We start from the raw sequence: 16,582 nt of genomic DNA on the forward strand, positions 1-16,582 counted from the left end.
CGGTGCGCTTGACGGATTGACCGTGCTGAAAATCGCCATCACCGGCGCCCTGTCAACCGGAAAACACCATCTGGCCTCCTCCTTGGAGCGCGCCCTCAAGGACGCGGGCCGGGACGCGCAGGTGGCCGTGACAGATCCGCCCGCGTCTTCAGGCAGTGCAGCCGGCCATACCAGCCATACCGGCTATGGCCTGACGCTGCTGTGCGGGCTGGAGTCGGCCGAAGCGGCCCGGCAGGCGGCCGACCAGTCCATACGGTCGGCCCTGGCCGCCGCCGGCACGGCTTATTGCGTGCTCTATGGAAGCGCCCCGCAGCGCCTGGAGCAGGCGCTCGCCGCCGTTGAACGCCTGCTGCCGGGGTCGCCACTGCGGCAACAGGCGCCGGCCGGCAAAAGCAAGGCCTGGGTGTGGGTCTGCGACAAATGCAGCGACCCGGCCTGCGAACACCGCCTGCTGAGCGACCTGCTGGCGCAGCGCGCCGCTTATTGAACCGTTGAGGTCGGCGGCTGCTGGTTGGTCTGGCTGGTAAAGAGCTGCGCCGCATCCACCGGGTCGAATTCATACTGCGCGCCGCAAAACTCGCAGTCGACCGCCACCTTGCCGCGCTCGGAAATAATGCTCTCGATTTCGTCAGCACCCAGGCTGCGCAGCATGCCGCCCACGCGCTCGCGCGAACAGCTGCAGGCAAAGCTGGGCGTCACCGGTTCAAAACGCGTGACCTGCTCTTCCCAGAACAGCCGGCGCAAAATGGTGTCGGCATCCAGGCCCAGCAGCTCTTCGCGCTTGAGCGTGCCGGCCAGCATCGCGATGCGCTTGTAGTCCTCGTTGACGCCTATCTGGTCTTCGTTGGCGTCGCGGTCTATCTGGCCTTCGAGGTTGCCCTGGCCTTTGACCGGCAGGCGCTGGATCAGCAGGCCCGCGGCCACATCACCGTCGGCCGCCAGGATCAGCTTGGTGTCCAGTTGCTCGCTCTGCAGCATGTAGTGCTCCAGCACCTCGGCGAGGTTTTCGATCTTCTCGCGCTGGTCGCCGTACAGCGGCACCACGCCCTGGTAGGCCTGCTGCCCGGGCAGCTTGTCTTTCGGGTCCAGGGTGATCGCGCAGCGCCCCTGGTTGTTCACATTGACCAACTGGCTCAGCGAACTGCCCGGATCCACCGTGCCCGTCACCGTGGCGGTGGCGCGCAGGCTCAGGTCGGGCTGCACTTCGGCCACGGCCAGCTTGACCGGCCCATCGCCGAATATTTGCAGGATCAGCGAGCCGTTGAACTTGATGTTGCTCTGCATCAGGGCGCCGGCCGCCGTCATTTCCCCCAGCAGGTTGGTGACCTCGGCCGGATAGCCGCCGGCTGCCTCCCGGCGCTTGAGGATTTCCTGCCAGGAGCCAGTCAGGCGCACCAGCATGCCGCGCACGGGCAAACCGTCAAAGATGAATTTATGGAGTTCAGACATAGCGGGAAAAAGGTAGAAGTGGCGGGCCAATAAAAAAAGAAGGCCGGCCTCAGCCTACCTTCTTGAGCCCGGTCTTATAGCGCCGGGCATTGTCTACATAGTGCTTCGCGCTCATTTTTAAACCCTCTATCTGCTCCGGGGACAGCTGCCTGACAGCTTTGGCCGGGCTTCCGAGGATCATGGAGCCGTCGGGGAATTCCTTGCCTTCGGTAACCAGCGACCCGGCGCCGACCAGGCAGTTCTTGCCGATTTTGGCGCCGTTGAGCACCACCGCCTGGATGCCTATCAGCGAGCCGTCACCTATGGTGCAGCCGTGCAGCATGACCTGGTGGCCGACCGTGACGTTTTCGCCTATGGTGAGAGGCAGGCCCATGTCGGCATGCAGCACGCTGTTGTCCTGGATGTTGGAGCCGCGGCCCACGGAAATGGTCTCGGTGTCGCCCCGTATCACCACCCCAAACCAGACGCTGCTGTCCTCGGCCAGTTTCACATTGCCCATCACCTGGGCGTTGTCGGCCACCCAGGCGGATTCATGAACGGCGGGGGCGAGGTTGTCCAGTTGGTAGAGGGCCATGGGTCTTGTACTTTGGGGGTCAGGGTCAAAAAAAGAAGGCCAGCACCCAGCCGGCCCCGATACCCCCGATTGTAAGGAGCCACTGCCGTATCGCCGACAATCCCCCCATGACAAGCGAGTCTCCTCCCGCGGAACTGCGCCAGCTGGCGCTGCGGGCGCTGCTGGAAAGTGATCCCGCGCAAAAAGTACTGGTGGCGCGGCAGGCCATGGCGCAATCGGGCACGCTGGCGCTTGCGGCCGACGCCGAACTCCAGGCCCCGGCCGGCCTGCCCGGCTGCCCGCAGCGCCCCGAGCTGCGCTCCCACCTGGACGTGCCCAAACGCTCGCCCTTCACGCGCGAAGGCCTGGCCGCCCTGCTCCACGCCGTGACGCACATCGAATTCAACGCCATCAACCTGGCCCTGGACGCGGTCTGGCGCTTTTCCGGCATGCCGCGCGCCTACTACCTTGACTGGCTCAAGGTGGCCGCCGAGGAGGCCCAGCACTTCAGCCTGCTGCGCGCCCACTTGCAGGCCATGGGCTATGACTATGGCGACTTTCCGGCCCACACCGGCCTCTGGGACATGACTCGCAAGACCGAGGGCGACCTGCTGGCGCGCATGGCCCTGGTGCCACGCACCCTGGAAGCCCGGGGCCTGGATGCCACCCCGCCTATGCAGGCCAAGCTGCGCAAGGTCGGCACGCCCGGCGCGCTGCGGGCCGTGGACATCCTGAACGTGATCCTGCGCGACGAAATCGGCCATGTCGCCATCGGCAACCACTGGTACCGCCAGCTGTGCGCCCAGCGCGGGCTGGAGCCGGTCGCGACCTATGCCCTGCTGGCCCGCCAGTACGAGGCGCCCCGCCTTAAGGGCCCGTTGAATCTCGACGCCCGCCGCCGAGCGGGATTTGACGAGGCTGAGCTGGCTATGCTGGGTTAAGAATAAGGTCTTCAAAACGCGGCGAATTCCTACACAAGGACGGCGGCAAGGATTTTCGAACGGCGCTAGACTGCGAAACTCTCTTGCAAAGGAGTTTGCGCATGATCCGGCACCTGGTTCCAGATATTCCATCGCAAATGCCGCGCTTGCCCGCGGACGTGGCCCTTCAGTTGCCCCAGGGCCAGCGCCTGGGCTCGGCCAACGCACCCGTCAAGCTCGCGTTTTCCCATTGGTCCAGCATTGCCCGCCTCAAGGCCGGCCAGATCGGCGCCCTGGCCGAAGACTATGTCGAAGGCAAGCTCCAGCTTGAGGGCGCCATGCGCGACGTGATGCGCGCGGTCACCAAGCTGCTGCCCGGCAACCCGGTGCAAAGCGACACCGGCTGGTGGTCCAGCCTGCTGCATCATGCCAAGTCCCTCACGGCCCATACCCATGCCCGGGATGCGGCGCAGATCCAGTTCCACTACGACGTGTCAGACGCTTTCTATGCACTCTGGCTGGATCCGCGCCGCGTGTATTCCTGCGCCTATTACCGCGATGCCTCCATGAGCCTGGCCCAGGCGCAGGAAGCCAAGCTGGACCACATCTGCCGCAAGCTCATGCTCAAGCCCGGCGAGCGCTTCCTGGACATCGGCGCCGGCTGGGGCGGCCTGCTGATGTGGGCTGCCGAGCACTACGGCGTCGACGCCACCGGCATCACCTTGTCGAAAAACCAGCATGCGCATGTGCAGCGACTGATCGAAGAAAAAGGCCTGGGCGGGCGCGTACGCATGGAGCTGCGCGACTACCGCGACCTGCCCGAAAACCAGCCTTTCGACAAGATCTCCTCGGTCGGGATGTTCGAGCACGTGGGCCAGGCCAAGATGACGGGCTACTTCCAGAAAATCATGCGCCTGCTGGCCCCCGGCGGCCTGGTCATGAACCACGGCATCACGGCCGGCGGCCTGGAAAACCGGCAGCTCGGCGCCGGCATGGGCGACTTCATCGAAAAATACATCTTCCCGGGTGGCGAGCTGATGCACATCAGTGCCGTGCTGGAGCACATGTCGCGCGCCGGCCTGGAAATGGTGGACACCGAAAACCTGCGCCCGCACTACGCGCGCACACTCTGGAACTGGTCCGACGGGCTGGAAGCCAGGCTGGACGAAGCACGCCAGGTGCTGGCCCAGGACGGCGGCACCGAGCGCGCCGAAAAAACCCTGAGGGCTTACCGCCTCTACCTGGCCGGCAGCGCCATGAGCTTCGAGCAGGGCTGGATTTCGCTGCATCAGATGCTGGCCGCCAAGCCATCCGGCGAGGTGCACAACACCACCCTGGCCGGCGCGCAGTCCGGCTACCCCTTCAATCGGACTTACATGTACACCCCCGTCCAGGCTCACTCCGTGTAGCCTGTTCCCCCCTCAAGGGGGCGGCGCCTGGGGCCGGCAAAGCCGGACCCTCGGCCCCCACTGGTGAAATACATCCGTCATCACTCGGCCTTGATGTTCGCGGCTTTGATGATGCGTGCATTGCCGGCCGACTCGGCGGCGATCTGGCGGGCAAAGTCCGCCGCGCTGCCGCCAGTTGGGACATTGTCGGCATCGAGCAGCTTTTTGCGCAGCTCGGGCGTGCGTAAAGCCAGGTTGATCTCGGTGTTGAGCCGCTGCAGCAGTTCCGCCGGTGTCTTCGCCGGGGCGAACACCCCAAACAGCGAGCTCAGGTTGGCGGAGGCCAGGCCCAGTTCGGCAAAGGTCGGTACCTGCGGCAAGGCATCGACGCGCGCCGGCGCACCCACCGCAATCGGCCGCAGCTTGCCCGACTGGATGTGCTGCATCACGGTGCCGCTGAGGTTGGTCGAAACCAGTTCCACCTGCCCTCCCAGCGCGTCGGTGAGCTGCTGGCCGCCGCCCTTGTAGGGAACATGGGTGAATTCCACCCTGGCCCCGTGGCTGACCTGCTCGAGCACCAGATGGCCCACCGTGGCCAGCCCCGAGGTCGACCAGCGCAGGCTGCCCGGTTTTGCCCTGGCCGCCACCAGCATGTCCTTGAAATCCTTGCCCGCAAAGACCGGCGTGGCCAACAGCACCACGGGCGAATACATCACGCTGGCAACCGGGGCGATGTCGCGGGCCGGGTCATAGGCCTGCTTGCCCAGGTGCGGGTTCAGGGCCAGCGGGCTGATGGACGAAAACCCGAGGGTGTAGCCGTCGGGCGCGGCCTTGGCCACCGCATCCATGCCTATGCTGCCGCCCGCGCCGGCGCGGTTTTCCACCACCACCGGCGTGCCGAGCTGGGTCGACAACTTGTCGGCCAGAGCGCGCGCCACCGCATCGCTGATGCCGCCCGGCGGGTAGGCCACCACAATGCGCAGCGGGCGCGCCGGCCAGGCCTGGGCCGGCTGGGCCAGGGCGGCCCCAAGCGGCGATAAAAGCATGAGCAGCGCCGCCGCGCGGCGCCGTCGAATCAGTCCTGGCATAAAGCGTTCCAAAGATGAGGTGCGGGAAAAATTTTCTAGCCCCGGGGATGATGCTGCGCATGGAGCGCCTTGAGCCGCTCGCGCGCGACATGGGTGTAAATCGTGGTGGTGGAGATATCGGCATGGCCCAGCAGCATCTGCACCGCGCGCAGGTCGGCGCCGTGGTTCAGCAAATGGGTGGCGAAGGCGTGGCGCAGGGTATGGGGCGACAGCGGCGAATGGATACCGGCGATGCGCGCGTATTTCTTCACCAGCATCCAGAACATCACACGGCTCATGCCCTTGCCGTGGCCGGTGACAAACAGGTCATCGGTCTGCTGCCCGCCCAGGATGGCCGGCCGCGACTCGGCCAGGTAGTTGACGATCCATTCCCGCGCCACCTGGCCGAAGGGTACCAGGCGCTCCTTGCTGCCCTTGCCCATGACGCGCAGCACGCCCTCGTTGAGGCTCAGGTGAAAAGTCTTGAGGCCCACCAGCTCGCTCACGCGCAGGCCGCTGGCATACAGCAGCTCCAGCATGGCGCGATCACGCAGCCCCAGCGGCGTGTTTTCATCCGGCGCGGCCAGCAGCGCTTCGACCTGGGCCTCGCTCAGCGTCTTGGGAACCCGCAGCGCCTGTTTGGCCGACTGCAGCTTGAGCGTCGGGTCCGCGTCTATCAGGCGCTCACGCATCGCCCAGCGGAAGTAGCGCTTGAACACCGTGAGGCGCCGGTTCGCCGAAGTCGCCTTGGTCGCGGCGTGCCGGGCGGAAAAATAGCGGTTGAGGTCGCTCTCGGCCGTGGCGTCCAGCGCGCGCGCGCCCTGCTCTTTTGCGCCCAGCCAGCCGGCGAACAAGGACAGGTCCCGGCGGTAGGCCGCCAGCGTGTTTTTCGAGAGGCCGTCCTCCAGCCACAGCGCATCGATGAACGCGTCTATGCTGGACTGGCTTTGTGCTTGCATGGGGGCAACCATAACAAAAAAAGCCGCGGCGCAATTTCTCGCGCGGCGGCTTAGCCGGGGATTGAACCCAGCGGCTTAGTCAAGCTTGAGCTTGGCGCCGTCCACCACTTTTTTGTAGACCTCGAACTCGGCCTTGATCTGGGCCGTGAACTGCTCGGGCGTGTTGGCGATGATCAGCGAGCCCGTGTCTTCGATGCGCTTGCGCACTGCCGGGTCTTCCAGCGACTTCTTCACGCCGGCACTGACTTTGTCGACGACTTCCTTGGGCAGCCCCTTGGGGCCCAGGATGCCGTAATAGGCCATGCGGTTCACCGGCTCCAGGCCGACTTCCTTGAAGGTCGGCACGTCAGGCAGTACGGCCAGGCGCTGCGGCGCGGCCACCACGATGGGGATCAGGCGCTTTTGCTGGATAAAGGGCAGCGCGGAAGGAATGTTGTCAAAAATCATGGGGACCTGGCCGGCCACCGTGTCGTTGAGGGCCGGGCCCGCGCCGCGGTAGGGGATGTGGGTCACAAAAGTACCCGACATGCTTTTGAACAGCTCCATCTGCAGGTGGCCTATGCCGCCCGTGCCCGAGGACGAATAGGAGTACTTGCCGGGGTTCTTCTTGAGCTCGGCCAGGAACTCCTTATAGTTGCGGGCCGGAAAGCTCGGGTGCACCGCGATGATGTTGGGTGTGGCCGCGATGTTGATGATGGGCGTGAAGTCCGTCAGCGTGTTGTACGGGATCTTGGGGTTGATGGCCGGGTTGGCCGCGGTGGTGGACACGGTGGCCACGCCCAGCGTATAGCCGTCCGGAACGGATCGGGCGATTTCCAGCGCACCGACCACGCCGCCGCCGCCGGCCTTGTTCTCGACGATAACGCTCTGGCCCAGGGCCTTGCCCAGCGGCTCGGCGATCACGCGGGCGACGATGTCGGTGGTGCCGCCGGGCGCGAAAGGCACTTGCAGCTTGACCACCTTGTTGGGATAACCCTGCGCCAATGCGGGGCCCGCAGCCGCGCCCAGCGCAAGCGCGGACAGCACGGAGTAGGCAAAGAGATAACGACGTTGCATGTTCAGGTCCTTAGGGTAAAAACTGCTGAAATGGTAATCGCAAGAACCAATCCCGCCAGTTGTGGATTACGCATAAGGGCAAACCCGAAGGGATTGCGGTTATTCTTGGGCCGGTGAACTACGCCCAGCTTCTTTTCCCCGACTTTTCCCTCATCGTCTGCGGCTACCTGGTGTGCCGCTACACCGCCCTCAACCGCACGGTCTGGGAGAAGGTGGAGAGCCTGGTTTATTACTTCCTGTTTCCGGTGCTGCTGTTTCACTCCATCGTGAAAAGCCCGCTGGACCTGGGCGCCGCCTCCAGCCTGATAGGCGCCGGCCTGCTGATGGGCGTGGCCGGCATCGCCATGGCCTACAGCCTGCCGCACCTGCCCTGGCTGCGCCGCCACATCGATGCGCGCGAGCACGCAGCCAGCGCGCAGGTGGCCTTTCGCTTCAACTCCTTCATAGCCCTGGCATTGGCCGACCGCCTGGCAGGCGCCCAGGGCCTGCAGTTGATCGCGGTGCTGATCGGCGTCTGCGTGCCGCTCTTCAACGTCGCCGCGGTATGGCCCATGGCAAAGCATGCCCAGCGCGGCTTCATGGGCGAACTGGTGCGCAACCCGCTGATCGTTGCAACGGCCACGGGCTTGCTTGCCAACCTGCTGGGCTTCAACATCCCCTTCTGGCTGGAGCCCACCGTCAACCGCATAGGTGCCGCCTCCCTGGCCCTGGGCCTGATGTCTGCCGGCGCCGGCATGCAGTTCGCGCACCTGGCCCAATCCAGGACATTGACGGTGGCAGTGCTGTCGATACGCCATCTGTTGCTGCCCATCGTGGCCCTGGGCCTGGCCAAGGCCTTCAGCCTGTCGCCGGTGCAGACCACCATACTGCTGGCCTTCTCCGCGCTGCCGACGGCCTCCAGCGCTTATGTGCTGGCCGCGCGCATGGGCTACAACGGGGGCTATGTGGCGGGCTTGGTGACCTTGTCGACCATGCTGGGAGTGGTGAGCTTGCCCTTTGCATTGGCTGTGTTGCGCTAAGGTATTCGTTTCCCGCTCCCGTTTGCCTTTCTCCCCCCTGGGGTTGCGCCAGCCAGGCCCTGCCTGCCGCCGCGGCGCTGGGTATACTGATGTAATAATTTGTAGCTCGCAGGGCCAGGCGATGACAGGGGAACCAGGGATGGGAATTCGAAGCTCAATCGCAGCCTTGAGGGTCATGGTCACGACCTCTGCGGGCGCCAGCGGCCAGAACCTGTACAAATGCGGCGCGACTTTCCAGGACAAGCCCTGCGACACGGAAGTCCAGAAAAAATACTCCTCCCTGGCCGGTTCATTCAGCAAGGAACAGGTCAATGCCACGGCCGACGCGCAGTGCGCCGACAGGGGCGTGCGCGCCCTGCCCTTCATCCAGGCGCGGACCCGCCAGGAAGCCCTGGAAAGCCTGCACGCCGGCATTGATGCCAAACCCATCGCAAGGCTGGAAAAAATCAAGGAAAAGGATTTGGCGTCCGCGGTTTTTGCCAAAAAAGGCAGCCCCGTGGAAATCCGGGCCGCCATCGAGACGGAGTGCATGGACAACAAACAGGTCTCCACCAGGACCCGCGCCCCGTCCGCATACCCCGTATATCCCAGCTACCCCGAAAGCAACGCACGGCTCGCCGCCGACCGCGCATCGCGCCGCTATTGAATCCAGCCCCCCTGCCGCAGGGGAAACAACACCAAATCAACAGGAAGCCCATGAAGTCCGCCTATCTAGTTCTGGGAGTGCCGGGAAATGCCAGCCGGGAAGACATCGAAGCGGCTTTTGAAAAAGCCAAGAGTTTTTACTCCCCCGCCAAGCTTGCGGAAGACCCGAAAGCCGTTGATAAATTCCTTGAGGTCAAAACCGCGCACCAGATCCTGCGTGACGAGGAGTCCCGGGCCGCGCACGACCGCAAGCTGAGCAGTGCGCAGGCAAACGCGGTGCCGGCTGCGCGTACGGCCAGAGTGCCCAGCGCGAAGCCGGAAGTTCCATGGCCCGTGCGTGCCCTGCCAATCCTGCTGGCGCTGGTCCTTGTGGTGTTCGCAACGGGCTACTACATCAGCTACAAGCGGGAAGCCGCGCGAAAAGCGCAGGCCGAGCTGGAACTTCAACTGAAAGCCAAAGCGGCCGAAGAGGAAAAGAAAGAAGCGGATCGGCTGGCCGCCGAAGAAGCCAACCGGCAGCAGCTCGCCAGGCGCGCGGAGCAGCAGGAGCGGCAGTTCCGCCAGGAAAGCGAGCGGGCGATCAACAACGCACGTTATTCGGAAGCACAGCGCAGCTACCGGGAAATACAGCGGGACAGCATCGATCAGCGGGAAGCCCAGCGCAAGGACTATGAGGCCCGAGCACGCGAACAAAGCGAGGCCAGGGCGGCAGAACAGCGCCTTGCCAGGGACAAAGCCCGTATCCGCGAACTGTGCTACCAGAACTACCGGCGCCCCGACTGCTGAGGTGTTTTTCCGGGATCGAAGGCCTCAGGAAGCGTTCTTCTTCTCGATGAACTCACCCATCCGGCTCATCAAGCGCCACCACTCCGACCCATCCTCGCGATAAACCCGTACCGCCCCCGCCCGCACCAGGATCTTGCGCAGCTCGTCCTCGTCAAACCCGCCCAGGTGCATTTGCAGGGTTTCAAAGGAGCGGTCGGTATAGCCCTTGTGGCTCAGGAAGTGGCGGGCCGTCTCCTCGGCCATGAACTCGGTCTTGTGCTGCTCGCGCGCCAGCGCCAGCTGGTGTTTGTGCAGCTGGCGGTTCAGGAAAAAAGTAATGCCGCCGCCGACGACCGCGCCGAACAGCGAAGCCAGCGCACCTGAAATCGTGGGATCCATGGGGGTGTCCTTTCATGCACGGGGCATATTAACGAATGTCTTTGCTCATTGGGCCAGGGCCCATTCAATGTGTTCGCGAACCAGCTCGCTGCAGTCGGCGGCGCGCGCGCGCAGCGCCTCGCGCAGCGGCAGCGCGGCCGCCGCATCAAGCACACGCAGCGCATTGCCCATGGCCACCGCGATATTGCGCAGCCAGCGCTCATGGCCTATGCGCCGTATCGGGCTGCCTTCGGTGAAACGCAAAAATGCCTCTTCACTCCAGCCGAACAGCGTCACCAGTTGCTGTCCCGTCAGGCCGCGCCGTTCGTCGAAATCGGGCAAGGCGCTGCGCTGGGCGAATTTGTTCCAGGGGCAGATCAGCTGGCAGTCGTCGCAGCCGTAAATGCGGTTGCCGATCAGCGCGCGCAGTTCCAGCGATATCGGGCCTGCGTGTTCGATCGTCAGGTAGGAAATGCAACGCCTGGCGTCGAGCTTGTGCGGCGCGACGATGGCCCGCGTGGGGCAGACATCGATGCAGGCCTGGCAGCTGCCGCAGTGCGGCGTCACCGGCTCGCTGGGCGGCAGCGCGATGTCGACGTAGATCTCGCCCAGGAAGAACATGGAGCCGGCTTCGCGGTTGAGCAGCAGCGTGTGCTTGCCGCGCCAGCCCTGGCCGCTGCGGGCCGCGAGTTCGGCCTCGAGCACGGGCGCCGAATCGGTGAAGGCGCGGTGGCCCAGCTGTTCGACGTGCTCCGAGATGCGTTCGCTGAGTTTTTGCAGGCGGCCGCGCATGATCTTGTGGTAGTCGCGACCGCGCGCGTAGACCGACACGACGCCCTCGGCGGGACGCTCCAGGCGACTGAATTCCAGGGCCTGCCACTCGCCGGGCGCGGCGGCGCTGGCGGCAGGCAGGTAGTTCATGCGCGCCGTGATGACGCTCACCGTGCCCGGGACCAGCTCGGCCGGCCGGGCGCGCTTGAGCCCGTGCGCGGCCATGTAATGCATCTCGCCGTGAAAGCCGGCGGCCAGCCAGGCCGATAATCCGGGTTCAGCCGAGGAGAGATCGACGCCGGCGATGCCGATTTGCGAAAATCCAAGCTCGCGCGCCCAAGCCTGAATTTGAGAAACGAACTGATGACTGTTCAAAGCGTTGCTGGCGGACACCCGCCGATTGTAAAAAACATTAGCTGGCCGGACGAGGAGGCCACGGCCGACTTCGCGCGAGCCCTGGCAAAACACCCCGCCATAGGCCGCGCGCTGATTGAACTGCAGGGCGACCTGGGGGCCGGCAAGACCACCTTTGTGCGCCACCTGCTCAAGAGCCTGGGCGTGCAGGGCCGCATCAAGAGCCCCACCTATGCGGTGGTCGAGCCTTACACATTGGCCACAGCTGGACCGGATGCAGGCCAAAATGGCGGCATGAACATCTGGCATTTCGATTTCTACCGCTTCAACGACCCGCGCGAGTGGGAAGAAGCCGGCTTTCGCGACATCTTCGCGGCCACCGGCCTCAAGCTCGTCGAATGGCCCGAGAAGGCCGGCCCGCACCTGCCGCAACCCGACCTGCTGCTGCGCCTGGAGGTGCTGCCGGACGACACCCGCGCCGTCACCCTGACGGCCCACACGCCCACCGGCGCGGAACTGCTCGCATGAAGCGCCCCGCGCTGAGCCGCCGCAGCGCCCTGCAACTGGGCAGCGTGGTGCTGTTGCTGGGTGTGCAGCACATCGCGCGCGGCGCCACCATCGTGGCCGTGCGCGTCTGGCCGTCCAAGGACTACACGCGGCTCACCATCGAGTCGGACGGTGAAATCAAGGCCCGGCAGTTTTTTGTCGCCGAACCGCCCCGGCTGGCGGTGGACATCGAGGGCATAGACCTGATTCCGGCGCTGCGCGAGCTGGTGGCCAAAGTCAAGTCCGACGACCCAAATATCTCCGGTATACGCGTGGGGCAAAACGCACCCGGCGTGGTGCGGCTGGTGATAGACCTCAAGCAACCCATACAGCCGCAGGTGTTCACCCTGCCGCCCGTGGCCGCCTACCAGTACCGGCTGGTGTTCGACCTGTATCCGACGCAGGTCGCCGACCCGCTCGAAGCCCTGATCGCCGAGAAGCTCGCAGACAGGCAAGCTGGTACCGCGCCGCCACCGGCCAGCGACCCTATCGCCGACCTGATCGCGCGGCAATCGGGCAAGCAGGCTGACAACAAGCCTGCACCGCCGGCGGCCGTCGCGGAAAAAGACAAGGACAAATCCCCCGGTCCGGCGGCAAGCCCGGGCGTCGCCAAACCCGCACCAGAGGCGGCCGCCACCGTGAAGAACGGCAAGACCGACCGCCTCGTCATCGTGGCGCTGGACCCGGGCCACGGCGGCGAAGACCCGGGCGCCGTCGGCCCCGGCGGCACGCGCGAAAAAGACGTGGTGCTGCAGATCGCGCACCGCCTGCGCGACCGCATCAACCAGCAGCCCAATATGCGCGCCTACCTCACGCGCGACGCCGACTTCTTCGTGCCGCTGCATGTGCGCGTGCAAAAAGCCCGGCGCGTGCAGGCCGACCTTTTTATCAGCATCCATGCCGACGCCTTTTTCACGGCGCGGCCGCAGGGCGCCAGCGTCTTCGCGCTCAGCGAGAAAGGCGCCTCCAGCAGCGCGGCGCGCTGGATCGCCGACAAGGAAAATTCCGCCGACCTGGTGGGCGGCATCAATGTCAAGGCCAAGGACGCACAGGTGCAAAAAGCCCTGCTGGACATGAGCACCACGGCGCAGATCAACGACAGCCTCAAGCTCGGCAGCGCCATGCTGGGTGAGATCGGCAACGTCGGCAAGCTGCACAAGCCCAAAGTCGAACAAGCCGGCTTCGCCGTCCTGAAAGCGCCCGACATTCCCAGCGTGCTGGTGGAGACCGCCTTCATCAGCAACCCCGACGAGGAAGCCAGACTACGCAGCGACGACTACCAGGTCCAACTGGCCGATGCCCTGATGCGCGGCATCACCCGCTACTTCGCGCGCAATCCACCGCTGGCGCGCAACCGCGCCGTCTAACCATCCCCTTGGCGCGTCTATGCGCCAAAACTGAATACAAAAGGCCGCAGCGAGCCGACAGCTCGCGGCGACCTTCTCCTACAGCCTTGTGGTAGCGGCCCTCCTACATTGAAGCCACAGGCAAGGCCGGGGCTCTTTCACACGCTGAAGCCCGCGGCAAGAAGCAAGAGCCTGGAACTCCTAGCAAAGGCACACAACATGAATACGAAACTGATGATCCCGGTCGCGGTGGCGGCACTGATAGCCCTGGGAGGCTGCAGCACCAGCCCGACCAATGCGCAGATAGGCACCGGCGTTGGCGCCGTGGCCGGCGGCCTGGTGGGCAATGCCGTCTTCGGCAGCACCCTGGGCACCGTGGGCGGCGCGGCCGCAGGTGCGCTGATCGGTAACGAGGTCGGCAAAAAACGCTGACCCCGCACCCGCCCAGTTCAAGCGCCTGGTTTAAGCCCCAGACGTACTCATACCGGGTAGATCAGCGAGTTGAGAATCATCTCGCTGTCGTACACACAAAGACGGCTCCTGAATTTCAGCGAGCCGTCTTTTTGCGTGAGCTCGTCGATATAACGGCCCACGTTGTAGACCTCGCTCACGCCGCCCGGCTTGGTGCGGAACACCGCATAGTTGGCCTCGGCCCGGATGGTGCCACCCTCCTGCGAGAGGATGCGCGCCGGGCTCACGACGTGGCGCGTGTAATACGGCCCGTGGTAAATCGTCTGCGTGACGCCGTACACCCGGTCCTTCATCATGCCGCGGCTTTCCAGCGCCATCAACGCCAGCGGCAGGCCGCGGTCGAAGTTCTCGCGGGCCTGCACCTTGTAGCGGCCGTCTTCCACGAAAAATTCCGGCCATTCCTCAAAGCGCTTTTCATCGAGTGCCGCCGCGTAGTCCGCGTTAAGCCGGTCCACCTGCATTTGCAGCAGCAGGCGCTGCATTTGTTCGATCGCCGTCATAGCTCCATGACTTTCTTCCAGTAGGCATACATGCTGCGGATCAGGGTTTCGGTGACCATGTGCTCGGTCATCTCGGTGCCCGTGCCGCCCAGTTCGCACAGCGTGGCGCCCTCGCCGGCCTGGGTAAAGCCCGCCTGGCTGAACTCGATCACCTCGCCGTCGTCGGCGCTGACAAAACCCGCGGGGCCGAACAAGTTGGCCTGGCGCAGGCGGCGCTGCGTCATCTCGGGCGTGTCGTCGGCAAAGCCGAAATGCGTCCAGATGAAATCGAATTCGCCCTGGCCGCGCGGCACGATATGGCGGGTGCTCAGCGAATTGACCTGCTGCTGAATGATCAGGCTGGGAAACAGCGTGATCATGGTGACGGTGGGCGTGATGTCGCTGCCCGGGTTGGACGGGTCGGCGACCTTCCACCAGGGCTCGGGTACCACGTCCAGCAGGCGGTCGTCGTGCAGCGCCATGTTCGCCTTGAAGGAGCTCACGCCCTCGGTCACGGCCGCGTTCTGCCCGCCTTCGTTGCGGCGCGAAATCATCACCGCATGGCGGCCCTCGGCGTCCATCACCATGCGGCTTTTCTGGTCGGCGCGCCACAGGCCGAAGGTCACGAACCAGGTGTGCAGCAGGCCGGGGTGGTAAGGGTCCTTGATGTTCTCCATCATCAGCTTCCAGTTGCCCGGAATGCGCTGGCGGTTGTAACCCAGCAGGGTCAGCTTGCGCGCGCCCTCGGGGCCCTTGAAGATGCGGTCCAGCCAGGGCATGAGCTGCGGGCCCAGGTAGTCCTCGAGCGGCTCGGTGTCTTCGCTGAAAGTGGCGAACACCAGGCCGTGCAGCAGCGCCACGCGCAGCTTGGTGAGGCCGTGATCCTTGAGGTCAAAACCTTCCGGCATGCCGCCGTTGACGCAGTCGCCCTCCTTCACGCCGTCCTTGAAAGGCAGGCCCGCGAGGTCGCCGTTGAGCTTGTAGGTCCACTGGTGGTAGGGGCAGACAAAGCTGCGCGCATTGCCCTGGGGGTTCTGGCAAAAACGCACGCCGCGGTGGGCACAGCGGTTTTCCACCACACGTATGCCATGGTCGGTGGCGCGGTCCTTGGGCGCGATGCGGTCGCGCACCATCAGCACCTGGCGCTCGCCCACGTGGCTGAGCCTGTAGTCGCCGACGTTGGGAATCTCGGCCTCAAGCCCCACGTAGCACCAGTGCGCGCCGTAAAAAACCTTCTCCAGCTCGCGCTGGTAAAGCTGGGCGTCGGTGTAGGCCCAGAAAGGGACGCGGCTGGAGCCGGGCTCGCCCCAGCGTGACGGGGTTTGAGGTGCGTTCATCTGTGTGTCTTCGGGTCGTTTTTCCCTGATTTTTTTATGTGTGGCATCGGCCCGAGCTGTTAGTCAAACAGGCAGCTGGCCTGCTCAACCCTGGCCCGCACCTGCGGCCCGGTCGGAGGCACGCAGCCGCGCCGCATGACACACAAGCTGGCGCTGGCCACGGCATGGGCCAACAAGCTGTGCCCAGCGTCGTCGGGTAGCGTCAGCAGGGCACGGGCGCCGCCCGCACCGGTTTTCCGTGCGAGCAAGGCAGCCATGAAACCGGCAAGAAAACAGTCGCCCGCGCCCACGGTATCCACCACCGCCAATGGCCTGGATTCGCGGGCGCGCCACTGCCGACCGTCGCGCGCCAACAGGCAAGCCCCCTGCGACCCCAGGGTCAGAACCAGCAAGGCCGCACCGCTCACGTCCAGCAGATGCCGCGCCCGGGCAACGGCATCCGCGCCGGGCACCTGCAGGTTTTCCAGGTCTTCATCGCTGACCTTGACCACATCGGCGTGCTGCAGCGCGGCGTGCACGTTGCGCCTGTAGGCCTGCAGGTCCGGCATGGCCGACGGCCGCAGGTTGGCATCCACCACCACCACGCTGCCGGCCTGGTGCTGGGCACGCATCCATGGCAGGTAGCGGCCGGCATCCTCGGGTGCAAGGGCCAAAGCGCCGGTGCACACCATCTGCAGCGCGGGAACGCGATGGCATGACTGGATCAGGCTGTCCGCTATGACCGCGCGGTCCGCCACATCCTGCCGGTAAAAAGCGTAATCGGGATGGCCGGTGTCATCCAGCCCCACCACGGCCAGCGAGGTGCTTTGTGGCACGGGTTGCGGGCAAGCCAGCCGCACACCATCACCGGCCAGCGTGGCGGCCAGCTGGCGGCCAAAACGATCGCGCGACAAAGGGTTGAGGTACAGGGTATTGACGCCCTGCAGCGCCAATGCGCGCGACAAATTGAAGACCGCGCCGCCCGGGCAGGCTTCATAACGTCCGTCCGATTGGGCAATCAGGTCAATCAGCGCCTCGCCGGCGGTCGCCACCTGCACCGCGGCAAGGTCCGGGGGAGTGATGCTCATTCAGGTCTTCCT

Annotated in this window: 19 protein-coding genes; 9 read left to right on the forward strand and 10 right to left on the reverse strand. The window is 65.0% G+C overall.

The annotated features are described in order from the left end of the window. Positions 1 to 22 precede the first annotated feature (22 nt). Entirely contained in the window at positions 23 to 487 is a 465-nt protein-coding gene (locus tag BLQ85_RS11155) for a hypothetical protein (protein ID WP_139200951.1), read from the forward strand. Here the strand turns inward: BLQ85_RS11155 and BLQ85_RS11160 are convergent. Beyond that, a complete protein-coding gene (locus BLQ85_RS11160) occupies positions 481 to 1,449 on the reverse strand; it encodes an Hsp33 family molecular chaperone HslO (RefSeq protein WP_074576957.1) in 969 nt (322 codons plus the stop codon). The two genes, BLQ85_RS11155 and BLQ85_RS11160, sit on opposite strands and share 7 nt — an antisense overlap. A 49-nt stretch (positions 1,450 to 1,498) precedes the next feature. Further along, positions 1,499 to 2,023, reverse strand: a complete 525-nt coding sequence (locus BLQ85_RS11165; protein WP_007873223.1) for a gamma carbonic anhydrase family protein — start codon at positions 2,021 to 2,023, stop codon at positions 1,499 to 1,501. A gap of 107 nt (positions 2,024 to 2,130) precedes the next feature. On the opposite strand from BLQ85_RS11165, the gene BLQ85_RS11170 reads away from it, so the two are divergent. Further along, on the forward strand, positions 2,131 to 2,943 hold the full coding sequence (locus tag BLQ85_RS11170) for a ferritin-like domain-containing protein (protein WP_074576959.1): 813 nt from the start codon (positions 2,131 to 2,133) through the stop codon (positions 2,941 to 2,943). 101 nt (positions 2,944 to 3,044) lie between these two features. Then, on the forward strand, positions 3,045 to 4,331 hold the full coding sequence (locus BLQ85_RS11175; RefSeq protein ID WP_175456104.1) for a class I SAM-dependent methyltransferase: 1,287 nt from the start codon (positions 3,045 to 3,047) through the stop codon (positions 4,329 to 4,331). A gap of 80 nt (positions 4,332 to 4,411) precedes the next feature. Here BLQ85_RS11175 and BLQ85_RS11180 read toward each other — a convergent pair whose 3' ends face one another. The 3 genes from BLQ85_RS11180 to BLQ85_RS11190 all read right to left on the reverse strand — a co-directional run bounded on the left by BLQ85_RS11180 (position 4,412) and on the right by BLQ85_RS11190 (position 7,392). Beyond that, on the reverse strand, positions 4,412 to 5,398 hold the full coding sequence (locus tag BLQ85_RS11180; RefSeq protein ID WP_074576961.1) for a Bug family tripartite tricarboxylate transporter substrate binding protein: 987 nt from the start codon (positions 5,396 to 5,398) through the stop codon (positions 4,412 to 4,414). A 35-nt stretch (positions 5,399 to 5,433) separates the two neighbouring features. Beyond that, a complete protein-coding gene (xerD, locus tag BLQ85_RS11185; protein ID WP_074576963.1) occupies positions 5,434 to 6,336 on the reverse strand; it encodes a site-specific tyrosine recombinase XerD in 903 nt (300 codons plus the stop codon). A gap of 75 nt (positions 6,337 to 6,411) precedes the next feature. Beyond that, on the reverse strand, positions 6,412 to 7,392 hold the full coding sequence (locus tag BLQ85_RS11190) for a tripartite tricarboxylate transporter substrate binding protein BugE (RefSeq protein ID WP_074576965.1): 981 nt from the start codon (positions 7,390 to 7,392) through the stop codon (positions 6,412 to 6,414). Positions 7,393 to 7,505: 113 nt separating this feature from the next. Between BLQ85_RS11190 and BLQ85_RS11195 the strand changes: the two genes are divergently transcribed. The 3 genes from BLQ85_RS11195 (at position 7,506) to BLQ85_RS11205 (ending at position 9,842) form a co-directional block, all read left to right on the forward strand. Then, the gene (locus BLQ85_RS11195; RefSeq protein WP_074576968.1) at positions 7,506 to 8,411 is read left to right on the forward strand and encodes an AEC family transporter; all 906 of its coding nucleotides are present in this window, start codon (positions 7,506 to 7,508) and stop codon (positions 8,409 to 8,411) included. 175 nt (positions 8,412 to 8,586) lie between these two features. After that, entirely contained in the window at positions 8,587 to 9,057 is a 471-nt protein-coding gene (locus BLQ85_RS11200; protein ID WP_074576970.1) for a hypothetical protein, read from the forward strand. Positions 9,058 to 9,107: 50 nt separating this feature from the next. Further along, positions 9,108 to 9,842 (forward strand): J domain-containing protein, encoded by a 735-nt coding sequence (locus BLQ85_RS11205; RefSeq protein ID WP_074576973.1) that lies wholly within the window; start codon positions 9,108 to 9,110, stop codon positions 9,840 to 9,842. Positions 9,843 to 9,866: 24 nt separating this feature from the next. On the opposite strand, the gene BLQ85_RS11210 is transcribed toward BLQ85_RS11205, so the two are convergent. Further along, positions 9,867 to 10,220 (reverse strand): hypothetical protein, encoded by a 354-nt coding sequence (locus tag BLQ85_RS11210; protein ID WP_074576975.1) that lies wholly within the window; start codon positions 10,218 to 10,220, stop codon positions 9,867 to 9,869. A 45-nt stretch (positions 10,221 to 10,265) separates the two neighbouring features. After that, positions 10,266 to 11,318 (reverse strand): tRNA epoxyqueuosine(34) reductase QueG, encoded by a 1,053-nt coding sequence (queG, locus tag BLQ85_RS11215; RefSeq protein WP_175456115.1) that lies wholly within the window; start codon positions 11,316 to 11,318, stop codon positions 10,266 to 10,268. 15 nt (positions 11,319 to 11,333) lie between these two features. Between queG and tsaE the strand changes: the two genes are divergently transcribed. The 3 genes from tsaE to BLQ85_RS11230 all read left to right on the forward strand — a co-directional run bounded on the left by tsaE (position 11,334) and on the right by BLQ85_RS11230 (position 13,648). Next, positions 11,334 to 11,852, forward strand: coding sequence for a tRNA (adenosine(37)-N6)-threonylcarbamoyltransferase complex ATPase subunit type 1 TsaE (gene tsaE, locus BLQ85_RS11220; protein ID WP_074576980.1), 519 nt, complete (start codon positions 11,334 to 11,336; stop codon positions 11,850 to 11,852). Next, on the forward strand, positions 11,849 to 13,237 hold the full coding sequence (locus BLQ85_RS11225; RefSeq protein WP_074576982.1) for an N-acetylmuramoyl-L-alanine amidase: 1,389 nt from the start codon (positions 11,849 to 11,851) through the stop codon (positions 13,235 to 13,237). The genes tsaE and BLQ85_RS11225 overlap by 4 nt, the downstream gene beginning before the upstream one ends. 198 nt (positions 13,238 to 13,435) lie before the next feature. After that, on the forward strand, positions 13,436 to 13,648 hold the full coding sequence (locus BLQ85_RS11230; protein ID WP_074576984.1) for a glycine zipper 2TM domain-containing protein: 213 nt from the start codon (positions 13,436 to 13,438) through the stop codon (positions 13,646 to 13,648). 47 nt (positions 13,649 to 13,695) lie between these two features. Here the strand turns inward: BLQ85_RS11230 and BLQ85_RS11235 are convergent, their stop codons facing one another. From BLQ85_RS11235 to BLQ85_RS11245, 3 genes are read right to left on the reverse strand one after another with little or no spacing between them, the layout of a single operon-like run. Then, on the reverse strand, positions 13,696 to 14,187 hold the full coding sequence (locus BLQ85_RS11235; protein ID WP_083336829.1) for an aromatic-ring-hydroxylating dioxygenase subunit beta: 492 nt from the start codon (positions 14,185 to 14,187) through the stop codon (positions 13,696 to 13,698). Further along, positions 14,184 to 15,503, reverse strand: coding sequence for an aromatic ring-hydroxylating dioxygenase subunit alpha (locus BLQ85_RS11240; protein WP_074576987.1), 1,320 nt, complete (start codon positions 15,501 to 15,503; stop codon positions 14,184 to 14,186). Before BLQ85_RS11240 ends, BLQ85_RS11235 begins: the two co-directional genes overlap by 4 nt. Positions 15,504 to 15,562: 59 nt before the next feature. Further along, the gene (locus BLQ85_RS11245) at positions 15,563 to 16,570 is read right to left on the reverse strand and encodes a PfkB family carbohydrate kinase (protein WP_074576989.1); all 1,008 of its coding nucleotides are present in this window, start codon (positions 16,568 to 16,570) and stop codon (positions 15,563 to 15,565) included. Positions 16,571 to 16,582 lie beyond the last annotated feature (12 nt).

The organism is Polaromonas sp. JS666 (assembly GCF_900103405.1).
In the GTDB taxonomy this organism is placed as follows: domain Bacteria; phylum Pseudomonadota; class Gammaproteobacteria; order Burkholderiales; family Burkholderiaceae_C; genus Polaromonas.